The 26,031-nt window shown below is 73.8% G+C and carries 22 protein-coding genes and 2 pseudogenes; 8 read left to right on the top strand and 16 right to left on the bottom strand.

Annotated features, from left to right (window positions below):
- Positions 1-61 precede the first annotated feature (61 nt).
- The 4 genes from ABD345_RS01385 to ABD345_RS01400 all read right to left on the bottom strand — a co-directional run bounded on the left by ABD345_RS01385 (position 62) and on the right by ABD345_RS01400 (position 4,372).
- On the bottom strand, positions 62-1,366 hold the full coding sequence (locus ABD345_RS01385) for a protein kinase domain-containing protein (RefSeq protein ID WP_344549776.1): 1,305 nt from the start codon (positions 1,364-1,366) through the stop codon (positions 62-64).
- Positions 1,367-1,471: 105 nt separating this feature from the next.
- On the bottom strand, positions 1,472-2,092 hold the full coding sequence (locus tag ABD345_RS01390; RefSeq protein ID WP_425556743.1) for a bacterial proteasome activator family protein: 621 nt from the start codon (positions 2,090-2,092) through the stop codon (positions 1,472-1,474).
- Between the two features lie 97 nt (positions 2,093-2,189).
- On the bottom strand, positions 2,190-3,275 hold the full coding sequence (locus tag ABD345_RS01395) for a hypothetical protein (protein WP_344549777.1): 1,086 nt from the start codon (positions 3,273-3,275) through the stop codon (positions 2,190-2,192).
- A gap of 128 nt (positions 3,276-3,403) precedes the next feature.
- Entirely contained in the window at positions 3,404-4,372 is a 969-nt protein-coding gene (locus ABD345_RS01400) for an NAD(P)H-quinone oxidoreductase (protein ID WP_344549778.1), read from the bottom strand.
- A 199-nt stretch (positions 4,373-4,571) separates the two neighbouring features.
- Here ABD345_RS01400 and ABD345_RS01405 point away from each other — a divergent pair, with 199 nt between their 5' ends.
- The gene (locus ABD345_RS01405) at positions 4,572-5,630 is read left to right on the top strand and encodes a potassium channel family protein (protein WP_425556744.1); all 1,059 of its coding nucleotides are present in this window, start codon (positions 4,572-4,574) and stop codon (positions 5,628-5,630) included.
- 206 nt (positions 5,631-5,836) lie between these two features.
- Here ABD345_RS01405 and ABD345_RS01410 read toward each other — a convergent pair whose 3' ends face one another.
- The 4 genes and pseudogenes from ABD345_RS01410 to ABD345_RS01425 all read right to left on the bottom strand — a co-directional run bounded on the left by ABD345_RS01410 (position 5,837) and on the right by ABD345_RS01425 (position 9,120).
- Positions 5,837-7,027, bottom strand: a complete 1,191-nt coding sequence (locus ABD345_RS01410; RefSeq protein WP_344549779.1) for a molybdopterin molybdotransferase MoeA — start codon at positions 7,025-7,027, stop codon at positions 5,837-5,839.
- A 23-nt stretch (positions 7,028-7,050) separates the two neighbouring features.
- A pseudogene (locus tag ABD345_RS01415) lies at positions 7,051-7,320 on the bottom strand (DUF6457 domain-containing protein); the annotation flags it as partial.
- Between the two features lie 245 nt (positions 7,321-7,565).
- Positions 7,566-8,168 (bottom strand): annotated as a pseudogene (mobA, locus tag ABD345_RS01420) (molybdenum cofactor guanylyltransferase); the annotation flags it as partial.
- Between the two features lie 10 nt (positions 8,169-8,178).
- The gene (locus ABD345_RS01425) at positions 8,179-9,120 is read right to left on the bottom strand and encodes an MBL fold metallo-hydrolase (RefSeq protein WP_344549780.1); all 942 of its coding nucleotides are present in this window, start codon (positions 9,118-9,120) and stop codon (positions 8,179-8,181) included.
- 197 nt (positions 9,121-9,317) lie between these two features.
- Here ABD345_RS01425 and manA point away from each other — a divergent pair, with 197 nt between their 5' ends.
- On the top strand, positions 9,318-10,511 hold the full coding sequence (gene manA, locus ABD345_RS01430; protein WP_344549781.1) for a mannose-6-phosphate isomerase, class I: 1,194 nt from the start codon (positions 9,318-9,320) through the stop codon (positions 10,509-10,511).
- A 6-nt stretch (positions 10,512-10,517) separates the two neighbouring features.
- Here manA and ABD345_RS01435 read toward each other — a convergent pair whose 3' ends face one another.
- Positions 10,518-11,069 carry an HD domain-containing protein gene (locus tag ABD345_RS01435; protein ID WP_344549782.1) on the bottom strand — a complete coding sequence of 184 codons (552 nt, stop codon included), beginning with the start codon at positions 11,067-11,069 and terminating at the stop codon, positions 10,518-10,520.
- A gap of 103 nt (positions 11,070-11,172) precedes the next feature.
- Here ABD345_RS01435 and ABD345_RS01440 point away from each other — a divergent pair, with 103 nt between their 5' ends.
- Positions 11,173-12,390 (top strand): GNAT family N-acetyltransferase, encoded by a 1,218-nt coding sequence (locus tag ABD345_RS01440; protein ID WP_344549783.1) that lies wholly within the window; start codon positions 11,173-11,175, stop codon positions 12,388-12,390.
- Between the two features lie 44 nt (positions 12,391-12,434).
- A complete protein-coding gene (locus ABD345_RS01445) occupies positions 12,435-12,989 on the top strand; it encodes an NADH-quinone oxidoreductase subunit E (protein WP_344549784.1) in 555 nt (184 codons plus the stop codon).
- An 18-nt stretch (positions 12,990-13,007) separates the two neighbouring features.
- Here the strand turns inward: ABD345_RS01445 and dnaB are convergent, their stop codons facing one another.
- Positions 13,008-14,681: a replicative DNA helicase gene (gene dnaB / locus ABD345_RS01450; RefSeq protein WP_344549785.1), complete on the bottom strand. Its 1,674-nt coding sequence runs from the start codon at positions 14,679-14,681 to the stop codon at positions 13,008-13,010.
- 443 nt (positions 14,682-15,124) lie between these two features.
- On the opposite strand from dnaB, the gene ABD345_RS01455 reads away from it, so the two are divergent.
- Positions 15,125-16,462, top strand: coding sequence for an MATE family efflux transporter (locus ABD345_RS01455; protein ID WP_344549786.1), 1,338 nt, complete (start codon positions 15,125-15,127; stop codon positions 16,460-16,462).
- Between the two features lie 129 nt (positions 16,463-16,591).
- On the opposite strand, the gene rplI is transcribed toward ABD345_RS01455, so the two are convergent.
- From rplI to rpsF, 4 genes are all read right to left on the bottom strand, one after another.
- On the bottom strand, positions 16,592-17,038 hold the full coding sequence (rplI, locus tag ABD345_RS01460) for a 50S ribosomal protein L9 (protein ID WP_014136989.1): 447 nt from the start codon (positions 17,036-17,038) through the stop codon (positions 16,592-16,594).
- A 17-nt stretch (positions 17,039-17,055) separates the two neighbouring features.
- On the bottom strand, positions 17,056-17,292 hold the full coding sequence (gene rpsR / locus ABD345_RS01465; RefSeq protein WP_030457605.1) for a 30S ribosomal protein S18: 237 nt from the start codon (positions 17,290-17,292) through the stop codon (positions 17,056-17,058).
- A 68-nt stretch (positions 17,293-17,360) separates the two neighbouring features.
- The gene (locus ABD345_RS01470; protein WP_344549787.1) at positions 17,361-17,963 is read right to left on the bottom strand and encodes a single-stranded DNA-binding protein; all 603 of its coding nucleotides are present in this window, start codon (positions 17,961-17,963) and stop codon (positions 17,361-17,363) included.
- Positions 17,964-18,064: 101 nt separating this feature from the next.
- Entirely contained in the window at positions 18,065-18,355 is a 291-nt protein-coding gene (gene rpsF, locus ABD345_RS01475) for a 30S ribosomal protein S6 (RefSeq protein ID WP_030457607.1), read from the bottom strand.
- Between the two features lie 236 nt (positions 18,356-18,591).
- Here rpsF and ABD345_RS01480 point away from each other — a divergent pair, with 236 nt between their 5' ends.
- The 3 genes from ABD345_RS01480 to ABD345_RS01490 all read left to right on the top strand — a co-directional run bounded on the left by ABD345_RS01480 (position 18,592) and on the right by ABD345_RS01490 (position 21,319).
- Positions 18,592-18,903 (top strand): hypothetical protein, encoded by a 312-nt coding sequence (locus ABD345_RS01480; RefSeq protein WP_344549788.1) that lies wholly within the window; start codon positions 18,592-18,594, stop codon positions 18,901-18,903.
- Positions 18,904-19,101: 198 nt separating this feature from the next.
- A complete protein-coding gene (locus ABD345_RS01485; protein ID WP_344549789.1) occupies positions 19,102-20,220 on the top strand; it encodes a lipid II:glycine glycyltransferase FemX in 1,119 nt (372 codons plus the stop codon).
- Positions 20,221-20,287: 67 nt separating this feature from the next.
- The gene (locus ABD345_RS01490) at positions 20,288-21,319 is read left to right on the top strand and encodes an alanine racemase (RefSeq protein WP_344549790.1); all 1,032 of its coding nucleotides are present in this window, start codon (positions 20,288-20,290) and stop codon (positions 21,317-21,319) included.
- Between the two features lie 60 nt (positions 21,320-21,379).
- Here the strand turns inward: ABD345_RS01490 and ABD345_RS01495 are convergent, their stop codons facing one another.
- A complete protein-coding gene (locus ABD345_RS01495) occupies positions 21,380-22,963 on the bottom strand; it encodes a glycosyltransferase family 87 protein (protein WP_380274012.1) in 1,584 nt (527 codons plus the stop codon).
- A 93-nt stretch (positions 22,964-23,056) separates the two neighbouring features.
- Positions 23,057-25,804: a transglycosylase domain-containing protein gene (locus tag ABD345_RS01500; protein WP_344549793.1), complete on the bottom strand. Its 2,748-nt coding sequence runs from the start codon at positions 25,802-25,804 to the stop codon at positions 23,057-23,059.
- Positions 25,805-26,031: the final 227 nt, after the last annotated feature.

A 26,031-nucleotide genomic window follows, 5' to 3' on the forward strand; every position in this document is an offset into this window, starting at 1 on the left:
CACTGCGGGCCCGCCCGGCCGACGGGTTCGAGTACCGTGTTGACCGGCTGCGCCCGGGGCCTCAGCCGCTCGCGCTGGCCACCGCGATGACGATCACCACGAACGCCAGGAACAGCACGCCGGCGATCACGCAGATCACGATCGCCGCGGTCGAGCAGCCGTTGCGCCCGCTGTTGGGCGCCGCGTACGGCGGCATCGCCATCGGCGGGGCCTGCATCGGGACCTGCGTCTGGACCGGGAAGGGCGCCGGGGTGCTCTGCGGGAACGGCTGCTGGAAGGCCGGCTGCGGGAACGGCGGCGGGGTCTGCGCCACCTGCGGGAACGGCGGCGGCGTCTGCGCCGCGTACGGCGGCGGGGTCGGCGGGCCCGGCTGGTACGGCTGCTGCGGCTGCACCGGCGGGAAGTTGGTCAGCGACGGCGCGGCGTGCACCGAGCGCGGGCCCTCGCCGATCACCAGCGGGGTGGACGCCTGCAGCGGCGTGTTGCCGCCGCCCTGCGCCCCCGACAGGACGCGCTCCAGCTCCTCGCGCATCGCCTCCGCGGTCGGGAACCGGTGCGCCGGGTCCTTGCGCAGCGCCCGCTCCACCAGCGCGTCGATCTCCGGGGTGACCGCCCGGTTCAGCGTGGACGGCGCCGGCGGGGTCTCCTGCACGTGCTTGTAGGCGATCGAGAACGCCGAGTCGCCGTCGAACGGCAGCTGCCCGCTGAGCAGTTCGAACAGCATGCAGCCGACCGAGTACAGGTCGGACCGGGCGTCCACGCTCTTGCCGAGCGCCTGCTCGGGCGAGAGGTACTGCGGGGTGCCGACCACCATGCCGGTCTGCGTCATCGAGGTGACGCCGGACTGCAGGGCGCGCGCGATGCCGAAGTCCATCACCTTGACGACGCCCTTGGTGGACACCATCACGTTGGCCGGCTTGATGTCGCGGTGCACCAGCCCCTGGTCGTGCGAGGCCTCCAGGGCCGCCAGCACCGCACCGGTGATCTTCAGCGCCTGCTCGTTGGGCATCGCGCCGAGCGTGGTCACCTGCTCGTCCAGCACGTCCTTGAGCGAACGGCCCTCGACGAACTCCATCACGATGTACGGCGTGGTCGCCCCGTCCGGGGCGACGTCCTCGCCGGAGTCGAACACCGAGACGATGTTGGTGTGCTGGAGCCGCGCCACGGCCTGCGCCTCGCGCCGGAACCGCTCCCGGAACGAGTCCTCCCGGCCCAGTTCGGTGTGCAGCGTCTTCACCGCGACCTGACGGTCCAGCACCGTGTCGTGGGCGAGGTGGACGGACGCCATGCCGCCCTGCCCGAGCAGCCGCTGCAGCACGTACCGGCCGTGCCCGAGCGAGTGCCCCTCGGTGGTGCCCTCTGTCATCGTCCCAGCTCCCCCTCGGCGCGCGGTACTACTCCGGACACCGGTCAGGGTAGCGGTTCGGGGCCGCGCCGGAACGCGGCCCCCGCGAGGCCACCGTGGGTAGGGCTACAGGTACGGACCGGAACGGATCCCGCGGCCCGGCCCCTCCTCCGGATCGCCCTCCGCGCCGTGCAGACCGGGGGGCAGCGCCCGCCGCATCTGCTCCAACTGCGCCCGCGCCGCCATCTGCTGGGCGAACAGCGCGGTCTGGATGCCGTGGAACAGGCCCTCCAGCCAGCCCACCAACTGCGCCTGGGCGATCCGCAGTTCGGCCTCGGTCGGGATGCTGTCGTCGGCGAACGGCAGCGAGAGCCGCTCCAGCTCCTCGACCAGCTCCGGAGCCAGGCCCATCTCCAGCTCCTTGATCGAGCTGGCGTGGATGTCCTTCAGCCGGGCCCGGCTCGCCTCGTCGAGGGGCGCCGCCCGCACCTCCTCCAGCAGCTGCTTGATCATGCTGCCGATCCGCATCACCTTCGCCGGCTGCTCGACCATCTCGGTCACCGGCAGCTCGCGCGGCTCGTCGTCCTCGCCGCCCCGCCCCAGTCCGCCGGCCGGCGCGGTGCCCACCGCCATCCCGTCCGGCCCGACGATCAGCACCTTCGGACTGTCCTCTGGCCTCCCGCCCACCGCCGCCTGCGACGCCTGGAAGGGATCCTGCTGCGACCGTTCGTTCATCGGGTTGGTCATAGCTCCTTCATATGCTTCGTCCACCGCAGAGGTCAACGAAGCCGGCCCCCCGATCGTCCCGCCCCTGGCCGCCACCGGCCACCGCCGGCCGTCCCCGCTACCGCCGGCGCAGCCGCAGTCCGATCATCCCCAGACCGAGGCCGATCATCCCGAGGCCGACGCCCAGCGGCAGCTGCCGCGCGGACGAGTCGCCCCAGGGGTGCAGCCCGGGCACCGCCGGACCGACCGCCAGCTCCCCGCCCGCCACCGCCGTCTCCTCCGCGCCCGCACCGCCGTCCGCCGGCGCACCCGCCGCCGGGCCCGTGGCCGGATCCGTCTCCGGCCCCGGCAGGGCGGAAGCCCCGTCCCCGTCCGCCCCCGTCCCCCGGCCCGGCACCGCCGCGTCCGGCTCCGGCACCGCCGACCGGCCGCCCGCCGCCCCCGTCCCGTCCGTCCAGCCCGTCCCGTCGCCCTCGTCGGACCCGTAGCCCTCGTCGCTCCCGCCGGTCCCTTCCGCCGACGGGGGCGTCCACGGCGCCGCCGGGAACAGCGGCACCACCGGCTGCTGGTGCCGCCCGGGCCCGGGGGCGGCGGAGGACGCTGCGGGCGGCCCCGGCACCTCACCCGGGGACGCCGGGGACGCCGAGGGCTCCGCGGGGCCGGGCGCGGACGAGGGGGTCGGCGAAACCGACGGGGAGGGGGACGGGGAGGGCTCCGCCGACTCCCCCGGCTCCACCGGCAGCTCCGACCCCGCCGGGACGGACGGCACCACCGGCACCACCGGCGCAGTCGCGCTCCGGCTGGCCGTCGCCGTGGTGCTCGCCCCGACCGGGACCGAGGGGGCCGGCGGCACGGACGGCAGTGGCGGCAAGGGCGGGACGGGCGGCACGGATATCGCTCCGCCCGGCGGCCGGACCGCCGCCGACGGCGGGGCGCCCGGCAGCCGCGTGGCCCCCGCCGCCTGCTGCCGCGCCGCGTCCAACCGCTCCCGCACCTGCGCCCGGGCCGCGTCCAGCTGCGCCTGCGCCTGCTGCCGCGCCCCGGCGGCCGGATCGGCGGCCAGCGCCGGGGCGGCCAGCAGCAGCGGCAGCGCCGCTCCGGTCAGGACCGCCCAGCGGCACAGCGCGGGCGGACGGACGGCGGCGGGACGGACGGCGGCGGGGCGGGCCGGGGCGGCGGGCCCGGAGCGGCGGCGAGCGAGCATGGAAAGCAGGTCCTCCCGACGGCCGTCCGCAGGGGGATGCGGGCGGAGGCGGAACAGCTTGTGACCAGACTCACATACTCGGACACTCCGGGCATTTCGACCCCGGATCGCGGCCCCGGGACCGGGGCCTAGATCTCCAGGACGACCTTGCCGACCTGGGCGCCCGACTCGACCACCCGGTGGGCCTCGGCGGCCTCGGCGATCGGCAGGACGCGGTCGATCACCGGGGTGACCGCGCCCGCCTCGACCAGCGGCCAGACGTGCTCGCGGACGGCCGCGACGATGGCCGCCTTCTCCCCGAGCGGGCGGCCGCGCAGGTTGGTGGCGACCAGGGCGGCGCGCTTGGCCAGCAGGGTGGAGAGGTTGACCTCGGCCTTGGCCCCGCCCTGCAGGCCGATCACCACCAGGCGGCCGTTGACCGCCAGGGCGTCGATGTTCCGCTGCAGGTACTTCGCGCCGATGATGTCGAGGATGACGTCGGCCCCGCCGAGCGCGGCGACCTCCGCGACGAAGTCCTGCCGGCGGTAGTCGATCAGCAGGTCGGCGCCGAGCTCGCCGCAGCGGGCCAGCTTCTCGGGGCTGCCGGCGGTGACCGCGACCCGGGCGCCGACCGCCTTGGCCAACTGGATCGCCATGGTGCCGATGCCGCTGGCGCCGCCGTGCAGCAGGACGGTCTCGCCGGGGCGCAGGTGGGCGACCTGGAACACGTTGGACCACACCGTGCAGGCCACCTCGGGCAGCGCCGCCGCCTGCTGGACCGTCAGCCCCTTCGGCACCGGCAGCAGCTGCCCGGCCGGGACGGCGACCCGCTGCGCGTAGCCGCCGCCCGCGAGCAGCGCGCAGACCTCGTCGCCGACCGCCCAGCCGGACACCCCGGGGCCGAGCGCGACGATCCGGCCCGCGCACTCCAGGCCCGGGTACGGCGAACTGCCCGGCGGCGGATCGTAGTGGCCCTGGCGCTGCAGCAGGTCGGCCCGGTTGACGGCGGTCGCGGCGACCTCGACCAGCACCTCGCCGGCCGCCGGGACGGGATCGGGAACCTCGGCCCAGACCAGCCGCTCAGGGCCTCCGGGCTCGGGAATCGTGATGGCTCGCATGGCCGCCACGCTACGCCCCCGCCCCTGCGCGCCCCGGCCCCCTCGCCGTCGACGGACAGTCCGTCAGGGCCCCCGGAGCCCGGGCGACAGGGCGGCGACACTCCGGCCCCGCCGTCACCCGGCGGTGGACTCACCCTCCATCCTTGTGCCTGTGCCGAATTCCAATCCGACCCACGACACGGGTGCCCGGCCGTCCCGTCTGACGCTCAGTCGCTTCCGGGACGCGGGCACCGACACCACCGACCCCACCCGCCGGATCGCCCTGCCGGCCCGGCGGACCCGACCCCCGATGCGCCAGGTCGGCCGCCGACTGCTGCTGGCCCTGGGCGTGCTGGTGGCCACCACGCTGATCGTGTACGCGGACCACGCGGGCTACAACGACAACGCGGACTCCTCGGTCAGCCTCCTCGACTCGGCGTACTACGCCACCGTCACCCTCTCCACCACCGGGTACGGCGACATCACCCCGGTGAGCGACACCGCGCGGCTGGTGAACATCTTCGTGATCACCCCGCTGCGCGTGCTCTTCCTGATCATCCTGGTCGGCACGACTCTCGAAGTGCTCACCGAACGCACCCGCCTGCAGTGGCGGATCGAACGCTGGAGGCACACCGTGCGGGACCACACCGTCGTCATCGGCTACGGCACCAAGGGCCGCAGCGCCGTGGACACCCTGCTCGGGCAGGGCGTCCCGAAGGACTCCATCGTGGTGGTCGACCCGCAGGCCAAGGCCGTCGACCAGGCCACCCACGACGGACTGGTCGGCGTGCTCGGCGACGCCACCCGGGCCGCGACCCTGATCCGGGCCGAACTGCCGCGCGCCGCCCAGGTGGTGGTCGCCCCCGAACGCGACGACACCGCCGCCCTGATCACCCTGACCGCCCGCCAGCTGAACAAGGGCGCCACCGTGGTCGCCGCCGTCCGCGAGGACGAGAACGCCCCGCTGCTGCGGCAGAGCGGCGCGGACGTGGTGGTCACCTCGTCCAGCTCGGCCGGCCGGCTGCTCGGCATGTCGATGCTCAGCCCGAACGCGGGCGCGGTGATGGAGGACCTGCTGACCTACGGCAACGGCCTGGACGTCGCCGAGCGCCCGGTCACCAAGGCCGAGGCCGGACGCAGCCCCCGCGAACTGGACGACCTGGTGGTCGCGGTGGTCCGCGGCCGCCGAGTGCTCAACTACACCGAGCCGGAAGCCGCGACGCTCCAACTCACCGACCGCCTGATCGTCATCAAGCCGGGCACCCCGGTCACCCACTAACCCCGTCAGGGGCCCGGGGAACGGCGGGTCCGTGCTGCTGGTGGCCGGAGCCCATCGAAGTGTCCGTGCTGCTGCGTGTCTTTGACCGAACCCGAAGCAGAAGCGCGCCACGGCAGTGAACCACTCGCAGCCACGGCCTCGCCGTTCCCCGAGCCCCTGAACACGCGCACTGCCGAGCCTCCGCCGTTCCACGTGGAACATCCCGCTCAGGTCGTCGGCAGCGCCAGCACCTCCGCGCGCTCCCCCGCCGCCAGCCCGCCGGGCGGGACGACCGCCAGCGCATCGGCCCGGGCCAGGCCGCGCAGCATCGCCGGGCCGTCGTGCGGCAGCGGGACCAGCCCGGCGGGGCCGCGGCGCACCGGGTGCAGCCGGGTGTCGACGGGGTGTCCGGGCAGCGCGGCGGCCAGCGGCTCGGCGGGCCCGGCCGCCGGGAGCGCCCGGCCGGACAGCGCGTGCAGCAGCGGCAGGGCCAGCGTGACCGTCCCGGCCACGGCGGCCAGCGGGTTGCCGGGCAGGCCCACCAGGTGGCGGCCGCCGGGCAGCGCCGCCAGCAGCATCGGGTGGCCCGGCCGCACCGCCACCCCGTCCACCAACGGGTGCCCGCCGGTGGCCTCCAGCGCGGCGTGCAGGAAGTCCACCGGCCCGGCCGCGGTGCCGCCGGTGGTGAGCACCAGGTCCGCGGGCGAGTGCCGGATCGCGTCCCGCAGCAGCCCGAAGTCGTCCCGGACGTGGCGGCTGCCGAGCAGTTCGGCCCCCGCCGAGGCCAGCCAGGGCGGCAGCAGCGGGCCCAGCGCGTCCCGCACCCGGCCCGGGCCGGGGACCCCCGCCACCAGCAGTTCGTCGCCCAGCAGCAGCAGTTCGACGGTCGGGCGGCGGTGCACCGCCAGCAGGTCGTGTCCGGCGGCGGCGGCCAGCCCGAGCACCGCCGGGGTCACCGGCAGCCCGGCGGGCAGCAGTTCCTCGTCCCGGCGGCACTCCTGGCCGCGCGGCCGGACGTCCTGCCCGGGCGCCACCTCGCCGCGCAGTTGGGCGGTGCCGTCCGGGAGTCCGGTGAGCGTGCCGTGCTCGCGCCGGAGCACCCCGGTGGCCCCGGGCGGCAGTTGGGCGCCGGTGGCGATCTCGACCGCCGCGCCGTCCGCGAGCGGCGCGCAGTCCTGGCCCGCCAGCACCCGGCCGGACAGTCGCCACGGGCCCGGACCGGCCACTGCCCAGCCGTCCATCGCCGAGGTGTCGAAGGCCGGCAGGTCGGTGAGCGCCGCCAGCGGCTCCGCCAGCGTCCGCCCGGCGGCGGCCGCCGGCTCGACCCGCTCCACCGGCAGCGGGCGGACCGCCGTCCGCGCCGCGTGCCGGGCCGCCGGCCACGGGCACCCGCGCAGTGTGGGCGCCGCCGAGGTCACCCTGACCTCCTCCGCCGTCCGACTCACCGTCCGTCCGCCCAGCGTTCGGCCAGCGCCGTCACCTTCGCGTTCGCCTCGGCCACCGCCGCCGCACCGCCGCCGTTCGCGGCCGCCGCGTAGCCGACCAGGAACGCGGTGAGCGGCGCGGCCGGACGCTCGACGCCGTGCGCGACCACCCGGGTCATGTCCAGCAGCCCACGAACGTCCACCGCCAGGTCCAGGCCCAGCTCGGCGCCGGCCGCGGCCATCCACTCGTCCAATGTGCGTTCCATGACGCCATGCTGCCCGATCCGCACCCCGGTAGACCGCTTCCCGGATGAGCGCCGCGGTTCGTTTCGCTCACCGCCCCCTCCGCGCCCCCGTGAGAACCACGGGAGAGCACCGCCAGGGGCTCGGGGAACGGCGAGACGGCCGGAGCCCATCGAAGGCCCGTGCTGCTGCGTGTCTTTGAACAGAACCCGAAGCAGATGCCCGCAACGGCAGTGCACCCCCAGCAGCCACGGCCTCGCCGTTCCCCGAGCCCCTGGTTTCACCTCCCGCCGTGCTCCCGGTCGCGGGCCTCCGCGAGGTCGGCCCAGGTGTCGCAGTCGAAGGAGGCGTGCGCCGGGTCGGGCAGTCGGGCCAGGCGCAGGCCGGCGAGGAGGTGGCGCAGCGGGCGGCCGGCCGGGGCGCCGAGGGCGGTGAGCGCGGTGCGCAGGGCGGCGGTCCGGTAGGCGGCGGCCAGCGGCTGGTCGCGGCCGGTGGCGTCGGTCAGCAGGGCGCCGTCGCGGTCCGGGTCGTCGAGGGCGGCCAGCAGCCGCCGCACCGTCGCGGTGTCCAGGAACGGCAGGTCGGCGGCCAGCAGCAGGATCCGGGGGGCGGTCACCGCGGGGAGCGCGGCGGCGACCGCGGCGACCGGCCCGCCGCCCGGCGGGTCCTCGCGCAGCCAGCGCACCCCGGCCCGTTCGGTGGGCCGCTCGGGGCCGACCACCAGCACCCGGCGGGCGTCCGGGCAGGCCGCGATCACCCGGTCCAGCAACGGGCGGCCGCCGACCGTCAGGGCCGGCTTGTCCACCCCGCCGAGCCGGCTGCCCGCCCCGCCGGCCGCCACCACCGCGTCGTACCCGCGCTCCGCCACCCGCTCCGCCCCGTGATCCGTCACACCCCCAGTGTCACCGCTCGCCGTCGACGGTTTCCGCCGCCTCCTCCACCGTCTCCTGCGCCGCCGCCCCGTCGTCCACGGTCGGGACCTCCCGGCGGGCGGTGTTCGCGGCCGCGCCGTGCTCCAGGATGGCGGGGAGGGTGAGGCCGCCGTAGCGCTCGTTCATCGCGGCGGCGAGCGCCTCGGCGTCCTCGGGGTGGTCGTGCAGGGCCTCGTCGAAGTCGCGCAGGTAGCCCGCGGTGAAGGCGAGCACCCGGTGGGCGGCGTCGTCCATGCCGGGGGCGCGGTGCCCGGCGATCACCCGGTCCACGCCGAGGTCGGCGATCAGGCCGAGGTTGTGCGACCACTGGTCGCGGGCGTCCGGGTCGGTGTCGGCCGTCCAGACGTGGGTGCCGTTGTAGACGAAGTCGCCCGCGATCACGGTGCGGACGCTCGGCAGGTGGGTGACGGTGGAACCCGCGGCGTCGCCCTGGCCGAGCTGCAGGACCCGGATCAGCTGGCCGTCGATCATCAGCGGCCGCGGCAGCAGCGGCGCGGGCAGCAGCGGCTGGTCCGGGACGTCGTCGCCGTACACCGGCTTCCACTGGGCGACCTTGGCCGCCGCGGTCCGCCCGATCCCCTCGACCACCGAGGGCGCGGCCACCAGCTGCGCGGTCGGGAACAGCCGCAGCACCTCCTCCGCGCCGAAGTAGTGGTCGGGGTGCTGGTGGCTGACCACGATGGCCAGCAGCTCCCGGCCCTTGCCGGCGATCCACTCGGCCAGTTCGCGGCCGGCGCTGCGGGTCAGCTGGGCGTCGACCAGGATCGCCGTGCGCTCCCCCATCACCAGGCTGGACGTGGCGAAGAACGCGCTCTCCGGACCGGTGAAGACCTCGACCTCCAGCGGGCGGAAGGCCGGTGCGGGGCCCGTCACCCGGCCGTGGGCGCTCTCGTCGGGCGGTGACGCGGTCACGGCTGCTCCCCTGGTCGGTGCGGCGGCGGGCCGTGGCGGCCCCGTACCCGTCCAGCCTGGCCGGAAGGCCCCCGGGCCGCCGGGTGGGCGGGTCCAGGAGGGTGATCGCGGCAACCCCCGGGGCGTCGAGGGCGTCGACTATTGTCGGGGTTCCCCGGGCACCGGGCACCCGCGCACCCACGAATCTGGAGCACTTGATGGACCGGCTCGACAACACCGTCCGCGACTACGCCTGGGGTTCGGCCACCGCCATCCCCGAGCTGCTCGGGCGGCCCGCCACGGGGGTGCCCCAGGCCGAACTGTGGATGGGCGCCCACCCCGGCGCGCCGTCCCTGGTCGACCGCGGGGACGGTCCGACCGCGCTGGACCGGGTGATCGCCGCCGACCCGGTCGCCGAGCTGGGCGCCGCGTCCGTCGAGCGCTTCGGGCCGGCCCTGCCGTTCCTGGTCAAGGTGCTGGCCGCCGCCCTGCCGCTCTCCCTGCAGGCCCACCCGACCCGGGCGCAGGCGCAGGCCGGGTACGCCGACGAGGAGGCCCGCGGCGTCCCGGCCGACGCGCCGCACCGCAACTACAAGGACGACAACCACAAGCCCGAACTGATCTGCGCGCTGAGCGAGTTCGAGGGCCTGTGCGGCTTCCGCAGCCCCGCCGGGGCGGCCGACCTGATGGCCTCGCTCGGCGTCCCCGGGCTGGACCCGCTGATCGACCTGCTGCGCTCCAAGCCCGAGGAGGAGGCGCTGGCCGGGGCGCTCGCCGCGGCGCTGGGCATGACCGACGCCGCGGGCCGGGAGACCGTCGAGGCCGTCGCCCGCGCCGTCACCGCCGCCGCCCCCGCCGACCCGACCGGCGCGCTGGCCGGGTACGCCTTCGCCGCCGCCGAGTACCCCGGCGACCCCGGGCTGATCGCCGCGCTGCTGTTCAACCACGTCCGGCTGCAGCCCGGCGAGGCGCTCTACCTCGGTGCCGGCCTCCCGCACGCCTACCTGCGCGGCACCGGCGTGGAGATCATGGCCAACTCCGACAACGTGCTGCGCTGCGGCTTCACCCCCAAGCACGTGGACGTTCCCGAGCTGCTCAAGGTGGTCCGCTTCCGCGGCGCCCTGCCCGAGGTGCTGCGCCCCGAGGCCGGCCCGGACGGCGAGCGGCTCTACCCGGTGCCGATCGACGAGTTCCGGCTCTCCCGCTACGACCTCGCCGACCGCCCCGCCACGCTGCCCGGCGACGCCCCGCAGATCCTGCTGTGCACCGACGGGACGGTCGAACTCGCCTCCGGCGGACGGACCCTGACGCTGCACCGGGGCGAGTCCGCGTTCCTGCCCGCGGACGGCGCCGCGACCGTGCTCACCGGCCCCGGGGCGACCGTCTTCCGCAGCACCGTCACGCTCGGCTGACCCGCCTCAGACCGGGTGGCGCGCCTGGTACGCCAGCCGCGCCCCCGCGTCCGCGCCGACGGCGGTGAGCAGCTCGTCCAGGGCCAGGAACCAGGACCAGCGCTCGCCGCCGCCCGCCCGCGCCAGGGCGGCGACCAGCAGGTCCTCCAGGTCCGGCACCCGCCCGTCCTTCCACACCTTGTCGGCCAGGCTGACCAGCAGGTCCTCGGGGCCGGAGGACGGACCCCAGTCGGCGTGCCCGGCCGCGAACCGGGCCAGCCGGGGCGCCACCCCCGCCGCCAGCAGCAGCTCCCGCCCGGCCGGCTCGTGCGCCGACCCCGGACCGGACAGCTCCGAGCGGTGCACCGCCTTCCCGACGTCGTGGGTGGCCGCCCCGAACAGCACCTCGGCCCGGTCGAAGGCCAGCTCCGGGCAGCGCTCCGCCGTCCAGTCCGCCAACCGCACCGCCACGTCGTGCACCAGCCGCAGGTGCGCCACCAGCCGCGGCGGAGCCGCCAACTCCACGAGCAGCGCGAGCACTTCGTCCGGCAGCGGGTACAGCTCCAGCTCCTCGTCCATGGCGGGCGACCCTACCCGACCGCGCTTAATCGCTTGACCGTGGCCGCACAGGACGGCTGCACTGTCCCGACGACCGAGACGGCGACCCCGGAAGGCGGCGGCAGTGACCGACATCAGGCCCAGCGGCGAGCAGGACCACCAGCTCTTCGTGGAGACCATGCACGCCGCGTTCGGCCTGCTCCCCGACCCGCCCGGCGAGGACGGCACCGGCGTCTGGTGGTCGGCCTTCGAACCGGAGCGCGGCCTGCTCGCCCGGGACGCCGACGGGCGGGCGATCGGCACCGCCGGGGCGTACACCTTCGAACTCACCCTGCCCGGCGGGGCGTTGGTCCCGGTCTCCGGGGTGACGGCGGTCGGCGTGCTGCCCTCGCACCGGCGGCGCGGCGTGCTCACCGCGATGATGCGCCGTCAACTCGCCGACCTGCGGGAGCGCGGCGAGGTGCTGTCCGTGCTGCTCGCCTCCGAGGCGGTGATCTACCGCCGCTTCGGCTACGGCCCCGCCACCTACACCCGCGCCCTGACCGTGCCCCGGCACCGGGCCGCCCTCACCCCGCCCCGCGGCGGGGCCGACGAGCCCGCCGGAACGGTCGAACTGCTGCGCCGCGAACCGGCGGTGGACCTGCTGGAGCAGGTCTACGACCGCTACCGGCGCACCCGCCCCGGCTCGGTCTCCCGCCCGCACCGCTGGTGGGCCCGCGGCGCCGGCCAGCCCCCGATCGCCCCCAAGCCCCGCTACGTCGCCCTGCACCGGGACGCCGACGGCACGCCCGACGGGTACGCCAGCTACGCGGTCGAGGACAAGCGCAGCCTGGTCGTCGACGAGACGGTCGCCGCTACCGACGCCGCGTACACCGCGCTGGTGCGCTACCTGCTCGGCCACGACCTGGTCCAGGAGGTGGTGTTCCGGCACGTCCCGCCGGACAGCCCGCTGCCCTGGCAGCTCGTCGACTTCGGCGCCGCGCAGCCCGGCAAGCACACCGACTGGCTCTGGGCCCGGGTGCTGGACGTCCCCGGCGCGCTCACCGCCCGCGGCTGGAGCACCGACGGCACGCTCGTCCTCGACGTGGACGACCCGTTCCTCGGCGAGCACCACCGCCTCCTGCTGACCGTCCGCGGCGGCGAGGCCGAGTGCGTCCCCACCGACCGCGCGCCCGACCTCTCCCTCGACGTCAGCGACCTCGGCTCGATCCTGCTCGGCGGCACCACCCCCGGCACCCTGGTCCGGGCCGGCCACCTGCGCGCCCACCACCCCGACGTCCCGGCCCGCGCCGACGCCCTGTTCCGCGCCGACCGCGAACCGCACTGCCTGCACTGGTTCTGACCCCGCACCCGCCGCCCCGTCCGACCCCTGCGTAGCCTGCCCGCATGCACCTGCTCCTCCGGGGCGGCCCCACCGCCGCCGACGCCCCCGGCCCGCGCACCGGCGGCCTCCCGCTCGCCCCCGCCGGCTTCGGGTGGCCGCACTGCCGCGAGTGCGAGAGCTCCCTGCTGTTCATCGCCCACCTGCCGCTCGACCACGGCACCGCCGCCGTCTTCCTCTGCGACTTCGACCCCGGCCTGTGCAGCGGCTGGGCCGCCGACGACGGCGCCAACCGCGCCTACCTTTTCCCGCCCGGCACCCCGCTCCGCCCCGCCCCCGCCCCCGCCTCCGACGAATCCGACGCCCCCACCCTGCTGCCCGCCACCGCCCTGCACCCCGCGTCCCACCCCGACGACCGCCCCGAGGCCGGCCGGGTCGGCGGCACCCCCGGCTGGCTCCAGGACCCCGAGATCCCCAGCTGCCCCGGCTGCGCCAGCCCGATGGAGTTCGCCGCCCAGTTGGAGAACGACGACACCGGGATCAACTTCGGCGACGACGGCCGCGGCTACCTCTTCACCTGCCGCCCCTGCACCCGGGCCGCCTTCCTCTGGCAGTGCTGACCGGCCGTCCGGCTGACATCAGGTCACGTCCCGGGTCATGTCGACGAAGCGCGAGTAGTGGCCCTGGAAGGCGACGGTGATGGTCGCGGTGGGGCCGTTGCGGTGCTTGGCGACGATCAGGTCGGCCTCGCCGGCCCGCGGGGACTCCTTCTCGTAGGCGTCCTCGCGGTGCAGCAGGATGACCATGTCGGCGTCCTGCTCGATCGAGCCGGACTCGCGCAGGTCGGAGACCATCGGCTTCTTGTCGGTGCGCTGCTCGGGGCCTCGGTTCAGCTGGGAGAGCGCGATCACCGGGATCTCCAGCTCCTTGGCCAGCAGCTTGAGGTTACGGGACATGTCCGAGACCTCCTGCTGCCGGCTCTCCGCCCGTCTCGACCCGCCGGCCTGCATCAGCTGCAGGTAGTCGATCACCACCAGCCGCAGGTCGTTGCGCTGCTTGAGCCGCCGGCACTTGGCCCGGATCTCCATCATCGACAGGTTCGGCGAGTCGTCGATGTACAGCGGCGCCGCACTGACCTCCGGCATCCGCCGGGCCACCCGCGTCCAGTCGTCGTCGGTCATGTTCCCCGACCGCATGTGGTGCAGCGCCACCCGGGCCTCCGCCGACAGCAGTCGCATGGCGATCTCGTTGCGGCCCATTTCGAGCGAGAAGATCACGCTCGGCAGGTTGTTGTGGATCGAGCACGCCCGCGCGAAGTCCAGGGCGAGAGTTGATTTACCCATGGCCGGGCGGGCCGCGATGACGATCATCTGGCCGGGGTGGAGGCCGTTGGTGAGGGCGTCGAAGTCGGCGAAGCCGGTGGGGACGCCGGACATCTGGCCGGAGCGGGAGCCGATGGCCTCGATCTCGTCGAGGGCGCCCTCCATGATGTCGGCGAGCGGGGCGTAGTCCTCGTTGGTGCGCTGCTCGGTGACGGCGTAGATCTCGGCCTGGGCGGCGTTGACGATGTCGTCGACGTCGCCCTCGGCGGCGTAGCCCATGCCGGCGATGCGGGTGCCGGCCTCGACCAGGCGGCGCAGGACGGCACGCTCGTGGACGATCTCGGCGTAGTACTCGGCGTTGGCCGCGGTGGGGACGGAGTTGACCAGGGTGTGCAGGTAGGAGGGGCCGCCGACCCGGGTCAGCTCGCCGCGCTTGGTGAGCTCGCCGGCCACGGTGATCGGGTCGGCGGGCTCGCCGCGGGCGTAGAGGTCGAGGATGGCGCCGTGGATGAGCTCGTGGGCGGGCCGGTAGTAGTCGGCGGGCTTGAGCACCTCGACGACGTCCGCGATGGCGTCCTTGGAGAGCAGCATGCCGCCGAGGACGGACTGTTCGGCCGCGAGGTCCTGCGGGGGGACGCGTTCGAAGCCCTCGCCGCCGAAGCCGCCCTCGCCGTCCCGGTCGCGGCGCTCGCCCTTGCCGGGGAAGCGGTCGCCGCCCTTGCCGCCGTCGCGCCGCTGGAAGCCGCCCGAGCCGCCCGAGCCGCCCGAACCACCGGAGCCGCCCTCGCGACCGCCGGAGCCGCCGGAGCCGCCGGAGCCGCCGGAGCCCGAACCGTCGCGGCCCGCCGGGGCGTTCGCGCGGCGGGTGACCGGCAGGCGGTCGCCCGGGACGTCGGGGAAGGCGTCCAGCGGGAAGGCGTCGTCGGACGGCTGCCAGTCGTCCTCGGGGGGCGGCGGGGCGTCGTGGTCGTCGTACTGGGGGCCGGTCACGCGTGTTCCCCGATCAGCGAGCGTGCGAGTTGGTGCGGGCCGGTCCGGTGACGTACCCGTCCTTCGGCGCCTGTCCTTCTTACGGTACCGAGCCGACAGCTCCCGCCCCGCGCGGGTCGGCCCTGAACGGCCGCCGGGTCCGGTCCGGGCCGCGGTATCCACCGCCGGTGCGCCGGGAAAGTTATCCACAGGGCATGTGGATAACGACTCACAGCCTGTGGAGAACCCCGCCAAAGCTGTGCACAACCCTGTGGATAACCATCCAATCGCCCCAATGTCAACTCGCTGACCTGGGACTACTCCCCACTTAGCCTGTGCATGAGAAATTCTTCACACGACCAGGGGTGCCCCCGAAGAGGTGTTCGACACACTCTCCGTCCACAGTGCGGGTAAGAGATCATATGGCTCTTCACCTCTTACCTGTGGATGAGTAGGCTGGGCCCATGCCCGTCAGGTCCCCCGCCACCGCCGAACGCCGCCGCCACGACCGGGAGATCCTCGCCCTGGCCGTCCCGGCCTTCGGCGCCCTGGTCGCCGAACCGCTCTTCCTGATGGCCGACTCCGCGATCGTCGGCCACCTCGGCACCGCCCAGCTGGCCGGCCTGGGCGTCGCCTCCGCCGCGCTCACCACCGTCGTCGGGGTGTTCGCCTTCCTCGCGTACGCCACCACCGCGGCGGTGGCCCGCCGGATCGGGGCCGGCGACCGGCGGGCCGCCGTCCAGCAGGGCGTCGACGGCATCTGGCTGGCCCTGCTGCTCTCGGCCGGCCTGGTGCTGCTCACCCTGCTGCTCGCCCCGCAGGCCGCCCGGCTGCTCGGCGCCTCCGCCACCGCCGCCCCGTACGCCGTCACCTACCTGCGGATCAGCGCGCTCGGGGTGCCCGCGATGCTGCTGGTGCTGGCCGCCACCGGCGTGCTGCGCGGCTTCCAGGACACCCGCACCCCGCTGCTGGTGGCGATCGGCGGCTTCACCGCCAACCTGCTGCTCAACCTGGGCCTGGTGTACGGCGCGGGCCTGGGCGTGGCCGGCTCCGCCTGGGGCACCGTGATCGCGCAGAACGCGATGGCCGCGGTGTACGTCGTGGTGGTGGTCCGCGGCGCCCGCCGGGAGGGCGCGACGCTGCGGCCGGACGCGGCCGGCATCCGCGCCTCGGCCCGGGCCGGCGGCCCGCTGCTGGTGCGCACCCTGAGCCTGCGCGCGGTGCTGCTGCTGGCCACCGCGGTGGCCGCCCACCTGGGTGACGCCGAGGTGGCGGCCCACCAGATCACCATGACGGTCTGGTCCTTCGTCGCCTTCGCGCTGGACGCGGTGGCGATCGCCGGGCAGGCCATCATCGGCCGCTACCTGGGCGCGGGCGACCTGCCCGGCACCCGGGCGGCGACCCGGCGGATGGTCGAGTGGGGCCTGGGCGCGGGCGTGCTGTTCGGGCTGCTGATGGTGCTGGGCCGGCCGCTGTACGTCCCGCTGTTCAGCTCCGACCCGGCGGTGCAGCACCAGCTGTCCACCGCGCTGCTGCTGGCCGCGCTGACCCAGCCGGTGGGCGGGCTGGTGTTCGTGCTGGACGGCGTGCTGATGGGCGCGGGTGACGGCCGCTACCTGGCCCTGGCGATGCTGGCCACCCTGCTGGTGTTCGTCCCGGCGGCGCTGGCGGTGCCCGCGCTGGGCCTGGGGCTGGCCGGGCTGTGGTGGGCGATGAACCTGTTCATGCTGGCCCGGGCCGCGTTCCTGGTCGGCCGGGTGCGCACCGGCCACTGGATGGTCACCGGCGCCGTCCGGTCCTGAACCGCGGGGGGAACGGCCTGCGGGGGAACGACCGGGGGGAACGGCCCGCGGGGAACGGCCCGCGGGGAACGGCCGGAGGGCCGGACCCCGCGAACGGGGTCCGGCCCTCCGGACTGCTTGCTACTGCGCTCAGGCGGCGACGACGTTGACGTCGAGGTTGGCCTGGACGTCGGCGTGCAGCTTGACCGAGACCTTGTGGCTGCCCACGGTCTTGATCGGCGAGGCGATCGCGACGGCGCGCTTGTCCACGGCCGGGCCGCTGGCGGCCTTGATGGCCTCCACGACGTCGGCCTGGGTCACCGAGCCGAACAGGCGGCCGGCGTCGCCGGAGCGGACGGCCAGCTTGACCTGGAGACCCTCCAGCTTGGCCTTGACCTCGTTGGCGGCCTCCAGGGTCTGGATGGCGTGGATCTTCCGGGCGCGACGGATGGCGTCGACGTCCTTCTGACCGCCCTTGGTCCAGCGGATGGCGAAGCCGCGCGGGACCAGGAAGTTGCGGGCGTAGCCGTCCTTGACCTCGACGACCTCACCGGCGCTGCCGAGGCCGGGAACCTCGTGCGTGAGGATGATCTTCATTGTTCGGTCACCCTCTCTTAGCGCGTGGTGGAGGTGTAGGGCAGCAGGGCCATCTCACGGCTGTTCTTCACGGCCGTGGCGACGTCACGCTGGTGCTGGGTGCAGTTGCCGGTGACCCGGCGGGCACGGATCTTGCCGCGGTCGGAGATGAACTTCCGCAGCAGGTTCGTGTCCTTGTAGTCCACGTACGTGGCCTTGTCCTTGCAGAAGACGCAAACCTTCTTCTTCGGCTTGCGAGCAGGCGGCTTCGCCATTGTGTGCTCCGTTTAGTACGAGATCTGTCAGCATCGGCGGGCCCGCGGGGGGCCCGGCCGAGCACCGCTTAGAACGGGGGTTCTTCCGAGTAGCCGCCGCCGGAGTTTCCACCCCAGCCGCCGCCGCCCTGGTTGGACGAGGGGGCGCTGGACGCCCACGGGTCGTCGGACGGGCCCTGGTTGCCGCCGCCGGAGTTTCCACCCCAGCTGCCGCCGCCCTGGTTGCCGCCGCCGCCGCCGTAGCCGCCGCCACCCTGCTGGCCGCCGCCACCGCCGAAGCCGCCGCCACCGCCCGGACCGCCGGTCCGGTTGGCACGGGTGACCTTGGCGGTCGCCGAGCGCAGGCTCGGGCCGACCTCATCGACCTCGACCTCGAAGACCGTCCGCTTCTCGCCTTCCTTGGTCTCGTAAGACCGCTGGCGCAGTCGGCCCTGCACGATCACGCGCATGCCGCGCTGCAGCGACTCGGCCACGTTCTCCGCCGGCTGACGCCAGACGTTGCACGTGAGGAAGAGGCTCTCGCCGTCCTTCCACTCGTTCGTCTGGCGGTCGAAGGTGCGCGGGGTGGACGCGATGCGGAACTTGGCCACCGCGGCACCCGACGGGGTGAAGCGCAGCTCGGGGTCGTCGACGAGGTTGCCGACGAGGGTGATGACGGTCTCGCCTGCCATGTGGTGATGACCTCTCGGAAAGGAGTTCTGCGGTGCTCGTCAGCGGTGTTCCACGTGGAACACCGGACGTGAGCCCTCCGGCGCGGACGCCGGGAGTGGGCTCAGTGGGTGTCCGGGCGCAGGACCTTGGTCCGCAGAACCGACTCGCTCAGGCTGAACTGGCGGTCGAGCTCCTTGACGACCTCGGGCGTGGCCTTGAGGTCGATGACCGAGTAGATGCCCTCGGACTGCTTGTTGATCTCGTACGCCAGGCGACGACGACCCCAGGTGTCGACCTTCTCAACCTTGCCGCCGCTGGTGCGGACGACGTTGAGGAAGCTCTCGATCAGGGGGGAGACAGCGCGCTCCTCGACCGAGGGGTCGAGGATGACCATCACCTCGTAGTGACGCATGTGTAACCCACCTCCTTTGGACTCAACGGCCACGGCGTTTCCGTGGCAGGAGGGTTGTGCGCGTCGCACCGGTGGTCGCGGGCATGCGGAGCACGCCCCTACACCAGTGCAGAGGGGCCAGCCTACCGGGTGAGCCGACCGGCGGACAAAACAGTTGGCCGCCGGGGTTGTCACTTCGGTCACATCGGTCGCAACCTGGACAGACCGAACGTTCCCTCCCCCAGGAGGTGGGTCCCATGGCACAGGCCGCACCCAGGCCGCAGCAGCACCACCGGCCGCAGTTCACCCTCAACACCGACGGACACCCGCACCCGCGGGAGAACGCGCTGGTCGGCGTGACCGTCCTGCTCGGCGCGATCGCCTTCGTCACCTCGTTCTTCCACGGCCTGCACGTCCTGACCTCGTGGGCCGGCCTGATCGGCGTGCTCACCGGTCTGACCGGCCTGTTCTACTCGGTGACCACCGCCGAGCGCTTCGCGGTGGTGATCGGCACCGGCGCCGCCGCGTTCGGCCTCTTCCTCGGAGTCGCGCACGGCGGGCTGTTCTGACCGGCGTGCGGTGACGGCCGGGCGCGGCGCGGGGCGGACCCCGCGCCGGTGCCCGGCCCCCGGTGCCCTCCCGGCCCAGCACCAGTACCCGCGGGTGCGGCCGGGAGGGCATCATCATGTCGGATCGCTTCCGGTCGAATCGGATGATTCGGGCGATAGGGTCACCATGGGCAGTTCCGACGAGGAGGAGCACGGGGCATGAACCTGCGACTGCGGACGATCACGCGCGAGGAGCACCTGGCCTTCGTGCAGAGCCGGCCCTCGGCCAGCCACATGCAGGTGCCGTCCTGGGGCGACGTGAAGTCGGAGTGGCGGGCGGAGAGCCTGGGCTGGTTCGACGCCTCCGGCCAGATCGTCGGCGCCGGCCTCGTCCTCTACCGCCAGCTGCCCAAGGTCAAGCGCTACCTGGCCTACCTGCCGGAGGGCCCGGTCATCGACTGGTTCGACCAGGACCTCGACCGCTGGCTCAAGCCGATGCTGGCCCACCTGAAGTCCCAGGGCGCGTTCACCGTGAAGATGGGCCCGCCGGTGGTGGTGCGCCGCTGGGAGGCCACCACGATCAAGGACGCGATCGCCGGCAAGCAGGCCAAGCGGCTGCGCGACGTCGAGCCCGACTTCAGCGAGCCGCGCGCCCTGGAGACCGCCGAGCGGCTGCGCCGGGCCGGCTGGCTGCAGGGCGAGGACGGCGGCGCCGGCTTCGGCGACGTGCAGCCCCGCTACGTGTTCCAGGTGCCGCTGGGCGGCCGCTCGCTGGACGACGTGCAGCGCGGCTTCAACCAGCTGTGGCGGCGCAACATCAAGAAGGCCGAGAAGAGCGGCGTCGAGGTCGTCCAGGGCGGCTACGAGGACCTCGCGGTCTTCCACAAGCTGTACGTGGTCACCGCCGAGCGCGACCACTTCACGCCCCGGCCGCTCTCCTACTTCCAGCGGATGTGGACGTCCCTCAACTCCGAGGACCCGAACCGGATGCGGCTGTACGTCGCCTACCACGAGGGCGAGCCGCTGGCCGCCACCACGATGCTGGTGGTCGGCGAGCACGTCTGGTACTCCTACGGCGCCTCGGCCAACCACAAGCGCGAGGTCAAGCCGTCCAACGCGGTCCAGTGGCGGATGATCCGGGACTCCTACGCGCTCGGCGCGAGCGTCTACGACCTGCGCGGGATCAGCGACACGCTGGACGAGGACGACCACCTGTTCGGGCTGATCCAGTTCAAGCTCGGCACCGGCGGCCAGGCCGCGGAGTACCTCGGCGAGTGGGACTTCCCGCTCAACAAGCTGCTGCACAAGGCGCTCGACCTCTACATGTCGCGCCGCTGAGCCACCCGCCGAGCCGGCTGCGGCCGCACCACCCGAGAAAGGCCACGGGGAGACCCGGGAGAACGGCATGACCCTGACGATGTACGTGGACACCGACCGCTGGCGGGCGCACCAGCGCGGGCTGCTGGCCGAGTTCGGCGCACTGGTCCCGGTCGCCAAGGGCAACGGCTACGGCTTCGGCAACACCCGGCTGGCCGCCGAGGCGGCCCGGCTGGGCGTCCCGATGCTGGCGGTGGGCAGCGCCGAGGAGGCCGCCGCGGTGGCCGGCGACTTCCCCGGCGACCTGCTGGTGCTCACCCCCTACCGGCCCGGCCAGCCCGGGGCGGACCTGCCCGCGGGGAGGGTGGTGCGCACCGTCGCGCACGCCGAGGCGCTGTCCGCGCTGCCCGCCGGGAGCCGGGTCGTCATCGAGTGCATGACCTCGATGCGGCGGCACGGCGTCGCGGTCGGCGAGCTGCCCCGGCTGCCGGTGCGGCACCTGACCGTGGAGGGCTTCGCCCTGCACCTGCCGCTGGACCGGCCGGACGGCAGCGACCCGGTGGACGAGGTGGACCGCCTGGTCCGGGCGATCGACGGGGCCGGGCTGCCCACCGACACCGTCTACCTCAGCCACCTGTCCGCCGAGGACGGGCTGCGGCTGGCCGAACGGCACCCCGGCACCGGGTTCCGCTCCCGGATCGGCACCCGGCTGTGGCTCGGCGAGGTGGAGGCGCTGTCCTCCCGCGCCACCGTCCTGGACGTCGTCCCGGTCACCCGCGGCGAGCGCTACGGCTACCGGCAGCACAAGGCCCCCTCCGAGGGCCACCTGCTGGTCGCCACCGGCGGCACCGCGCACGGCGTCGGCCTGGAGGCGCCCAAGTACGTGCACGGGGTGCTGCCGCGGGCCAAGGGGCTGGCCCGGGCCGGGCTGGCCACCGTCAACCGGACGCTGTCGCCGTACTCCTGGCAGGGCAGGCAGCTGTGGTTCGCCGAGCCGCCGCACATGCAGGTGTCGATCCTGTTCCTGCCCGGCGAGCTCAAGCCGCCGGCGATCGGCGACGAGCTGGCCCTGACCGTCCGCCACACCACCACCCACTTCGACCGGGTGGTCGAGCGCTAGCCCGGCACGCCGAAGGGGCCCGTCCGGTGGACGGGCCCCTTCGGCGCGTGCGGGGTGCGGCTACTTGGCGGGCTCCGGGTCGGGGCCGAACCCGGCGCCCGGCTCGACCTCCGGCTCGGGCTCCTTGCTCAGCCAGTCCCCGTCCGGGGCGTACGCGGCGTACGTCTCCTGCTCGCGCAGCCCCCGGGCGGAGCCGAGCACGAACTTGTCCGGGGCGCCGTCCAGCACGCCGCCGGAGGGGTCGTCGCTGCCGTCCCAGCGGACCGGGTCGCGGTCCGGGTGGAGGATGTCGCGGACCACCACGTAGCAGAGGTACAGGGTGCCGACCAGGTGCAGGGCGATCGCGAAGTGGTACCACTCCTGGTCGATGCCGTGGTGCTTGCCGTCGCCGTTGTAGGCCAGGTACGACCAGACGCCGAAGAAGTACAGCACCTCGCACGCCTGCCAGATCAGGAAGTCGCGCCAGCGCGGCCGGGCCAGCGCGGCCAGCGGGATCAGCCAGAGCACGTACTGCGGCGAGTAGACCTTGTTGGTCAGGACGAACGCGGCCACCACCAGGAAGGCCAGCTGGGCGAAGCGCGGGCGGCGCGGGGCGCTGATCGCCAGCCAGCCGACCGCCAGGCAGCTGAGCACCAGCAGGACGGCGATCCAGGTGTTCAGGGTGTCCAGGTACCGGCCCTTGCGGATGCCCTGCATCAGGATCAGCCAGAACGAGCCGTAGTCCTCCCGGCGGGTCTGGCTGAAGCTGTAGAAGGTCAGCCAGCCCTTCCAGTTGGCCAGCATGATCGGCAGGTTGACCACCAGCCAGGCACCGAGCGCGCCGCCGAACGCCTGGCCGAACTCCTTCCACTTGCCCGCCCGCAGGCAGAGCACCAGCAGCGGGCCGAGCAGCAGCACCGGGTAGAGCTTGGCCGCGGTGGCCAGACCGATGAACACGCCCGCCCAGACCGGCCGGGAGCCCGACCAGTAGGCCATCGCCACGGCGGCCAGGGCGACCGCCAGCAGGTCCCAGTTGATGGTGGAGTTCAGCGCCAGGGCCGGGGCCAGGGCGAACAGCAGCGCGTCCCACGGGCGGCGGCGCTGGGCGCGGGAGGTGGCGACCACGGCGACCACGGCGCAGATCATCAGCATGCCGGCGTTGACCATCCAGAACCACTGCTCACGGCTCATCAGGTCGCCGCTGTGGGTGGTCAGCCAGGCCGCGACCTGCATGAACAGGCCGGTCAGCACCGGGTACTCCAGGTACTGCATGTCCGGCGAGCCCTGCGGGATCGGGTCCAGGTAGGGCGTCAGCCCGTCGGCGAAGCCGCGGCCGGAGAACAGGTGCGGGATGTCGCTGTAACACGCCTTCGTGTACTGGGTGGTGGCGCCGTGGAACCAGCCGTCGGTGTAGCACGGGGCCTTCTGGAACAGGCCCAGCACGTAGACCGCGATCACCGCCAGCGCGAGGAACTTGGCCGGCGTCCACCAGGACACCCCCAGCAGCGCCCGGCGGCCGGGCGGCCCGCCGAACAGCTCGCTGCCGGCCTCCGAGACCGGATCCTCGTCCGCGGGCACCACCACGGTGTTGGGCAGCGGACCGTCGGCCTGTACGGGGCCGGGCGGCGAGGTCTCGTCACGAAGGCTGGAGGTCATGGCGCACATACTGCCGCACCGCTGTGCGCAATCGAAGAGGGGCACGGGATCGCCAGGCGATCCGTGCCCCTCTGCGGTGTTTGCGCCGGGATCCGGCGGTCGCTACCCGGTGGTACCGACGGTGGTGCCGCCGTTCCTGCCGCCCCCGCCCCCGCCGGTGGCGCCGGAACTCGGTGAGGAGCTCGTCCCGCCGTTGCCCGTCCCGCCGTTGCCGGAGCTCGGTGAGGGGCTGGAGCAGATGAGGAGCACGCAGTCCGTCGGGGACGAGGTCGGGCTGCCGGTCGGCTTCGGCGACTTGGTCGGCTTGCCGGTCGGTTCCTGGCTGTCGGTCGGCGACGGGTCCGGCGTCTCGCTCGGCAGCTGCTCGGTCGGGCTGGCCGACGCCGACTCGGAGGCCGAGGCGGAGGGCGAGGGCGAGACCGGGGCGCCCGAGGAGTCGACCTCCTCGCCCCAGGTGCCGGACGGGGGCGTGAAGTTCCGCGGGGTGCCCGGGCCGACGCTCTTCATGTAGCGGGTGAAGATGTCCGCCGGGTAGTCACCGCCGTGCACCTCGGCCTTGCCGCCGACGCCGCGCAGGTCGAGCCGCTCCTCCGGCTTGGTGGTGCCGTCCGGCTGCTTCTCCTTGGGGGTGACGTCCTCGCGCCACATGCCGACCGCGGTGGACAGGCTCGGCGTGTAGCCGACGAACCAGGCCGAGACGCTGTCGTCGGTGGTGCCGGTCTTGCCGGCCACCGGGAAGCCCAGCTCGGCGGTCTTGCTGCCGGTGCCGTTCTTCGCCGCGTTCTGCAGCACGTCGGTGATGGTGTCGGCGACCAGCGGGTCGAGCGCGGTCTTCGGCGTCGGCTTGGTGAAGTTCGGCAGTTCCTTGCCGTGGAACTTCACCAGGGTCACCGAGTACGGGTCGGTCTGCTGGCCGTGCGCCGCGAACACCGAGTAGGCCGAGGCCATCCGGACCGAGCTGGGCGTCGAGGTGCCCAGCGGGAGGGTCAGCGTGTCGGCACCCGCCAGGGTCTCCTTGTGCAGGCCGAGCTTCTGCGCCATCTCGATCACCCGGTCGCCGCCGACGTCCTGGCCGAGCTGCACGAACGGCACGTTGTACGACCACTGCATGGCCGTCCTCAGCGTCACGTACCCCTTGTTGCCCGGGTCGCTGTTCTTCTGGTGGTAGGGCTGGCCGTCGTCGCCGATCGCCTTGCTGCCGTCGGCCTTGTAGATCTGCGCCATGTCGTCGGCCAGGTAGCGGGAGTCCGGGTTGATCTTGGCCGGCTGGCCGTCCGGACCGTTCTTGGTCAGGACGCCGTCCTCCATCGCGGCGGCCAGCACGAAGGGCTTGAAGGTCGAGCCGACCAGCACCGAGCCGTCCGCGTTGTTGGTGTAGTGGCCGTTCTCGCTGCCCGGACCGCCGTAGATGGCCACGATCGCCCCGTCGTTGGGCAGCACCGAGGCGGCGCCGACCTGGACGAACTTGTCCTTCTCCCGGGTCTCCGGCTTCAGGGTGGCCGCCGAGAAGTCGTCGACGGCCTTCTTCAGGGCGTCGACCTTGTCCTTCTGGAAGGTGGTGTGGATCTCGTAGCCGCCGCGGTCCAGCGCCGCCGTGGTGATGCTCGGGTCCTTGCTGGTCACGAACTGGTTGGCCATCTGGATGAGGTACGTGGTCTCACCGGTGGTCTTGGTGGCGGTCTTCACCTCGATCGGCTCCGGGAAGTCCTTGCACTTGGCCCGGTCCTCGGCGGACAGCACCTTGGTGGTGACCATCCGGTCCAGGATCCAGTTCCAGCGGAGCACCATGCGGTCGTGGTTGGCCTTGTTCAGGCTCGGGTCGAACAGGCCGGCGCCCTTGAGCAGGCCGGCCAGCATCGCGCCCTGGCAGACGTCGACCTTGCTGGCGTCGATGCCGTAGTACGCCTGCGCGGCCGCCTGGATGCCGGTCGCGCCGCGGCCGAACCAGCTGGTGTTCAGGTAGCCGGTGAGGATCTGGTCCTTGCTCTTCTGCCCGTTGACCTTCAGGGTGATGAAGAATTCCTTCATCTTGCGGGAGAGCGTCTGGTCCTGCGACAGGTAGACGTTCTTCACGTACTGCTGGGTGATGGTCGAGCCGCCCTGGGTCTCGCCGCCGGTGGCCATCTTGTAGACGGCGCGGGCGATGCCCTTGGGGTCGATGCCGGAGTCGGTGCGGAAGGTGTCGTTCTCCGCCGCGATGACCGCGTCCTGCGCCGGGCGGCTGATCTGCGAGAGCTCGACCAGCTGCTGGTTCTCGGTGCCGGTGCGGGCCATCTCGGTGCCGTCGGCCCAGTAGTAGACGTTGTTCTGGATCTCCAGCGGCTGCTTCTCGTCCGGCACCTGGACCATCGCGTAGGCGAGGCCGACCGCGGCCACGCTGCCGCCGAAGAAGACCAGGAACAGGCTCAGCACCTGCTTCCAGGACGGCATCCAGCGCCGGAAGCCCGACTTGCCGAACCGCGGGTAGTCGATCATCCGCTTCTTGCCCGGCCCGCCGCCGCGCCCGCCGCCGCGGCCGTTCGGCGGCCCGCCGGCGTTGCCGCCGCCACCGCCGCCCTTGCGGGACTGCTTGCGCATCTCGGCCCGGGTCAGCCGGGGCTGCTCCGCGGTCTCCCGCGCGGCCCGCCGACCGCCCTGGCCGGGAACCTGCCCGGGGCCCCGCCCCTGGCGGCCGGCCCGGTCGAAACCGGGGTTCCCGGAGGGCCCGCCCGGACCGGGCGGCCCGCCGCGGCCGTACTCGGGTGCGCCCTCGACCGGGCTGCCGTACGCATACGGTCGTCCGGAGTCGGGCCGCCGCGGCGGCTGCTGCTCGCCCCCGGGGCCGGCCGACCTGCGCCGGTGTTCGCTCATCTCTCCGCAGCTCCTCGGTCAGGGTGCACAGGCGAAAGAGTACGGCGCTCGAAAAGCCACCTAATCGGGCATTGGAATCCAACCGGGACGAACTGACCCGGATTCATTACACGCCCGTTGCCGTGGGGCCTTGTGATGGTGGTTACGCGTGCCCCTCTTGCTCCTTCCGTGACCCAGGGTTACTGTTGCCGATATATCGAGCCGATACATCGGCGCGACACATCGGT

Source organism: Kitasatospora saccharophila (genome assembly GCF_039529925.1).
Lineage (GTDB): Bacteria > Actinomycetota > Actinomycetes > Streptomycetales > Streptomycetaceae > Kitasatospora > Kitasatospora saccharophila.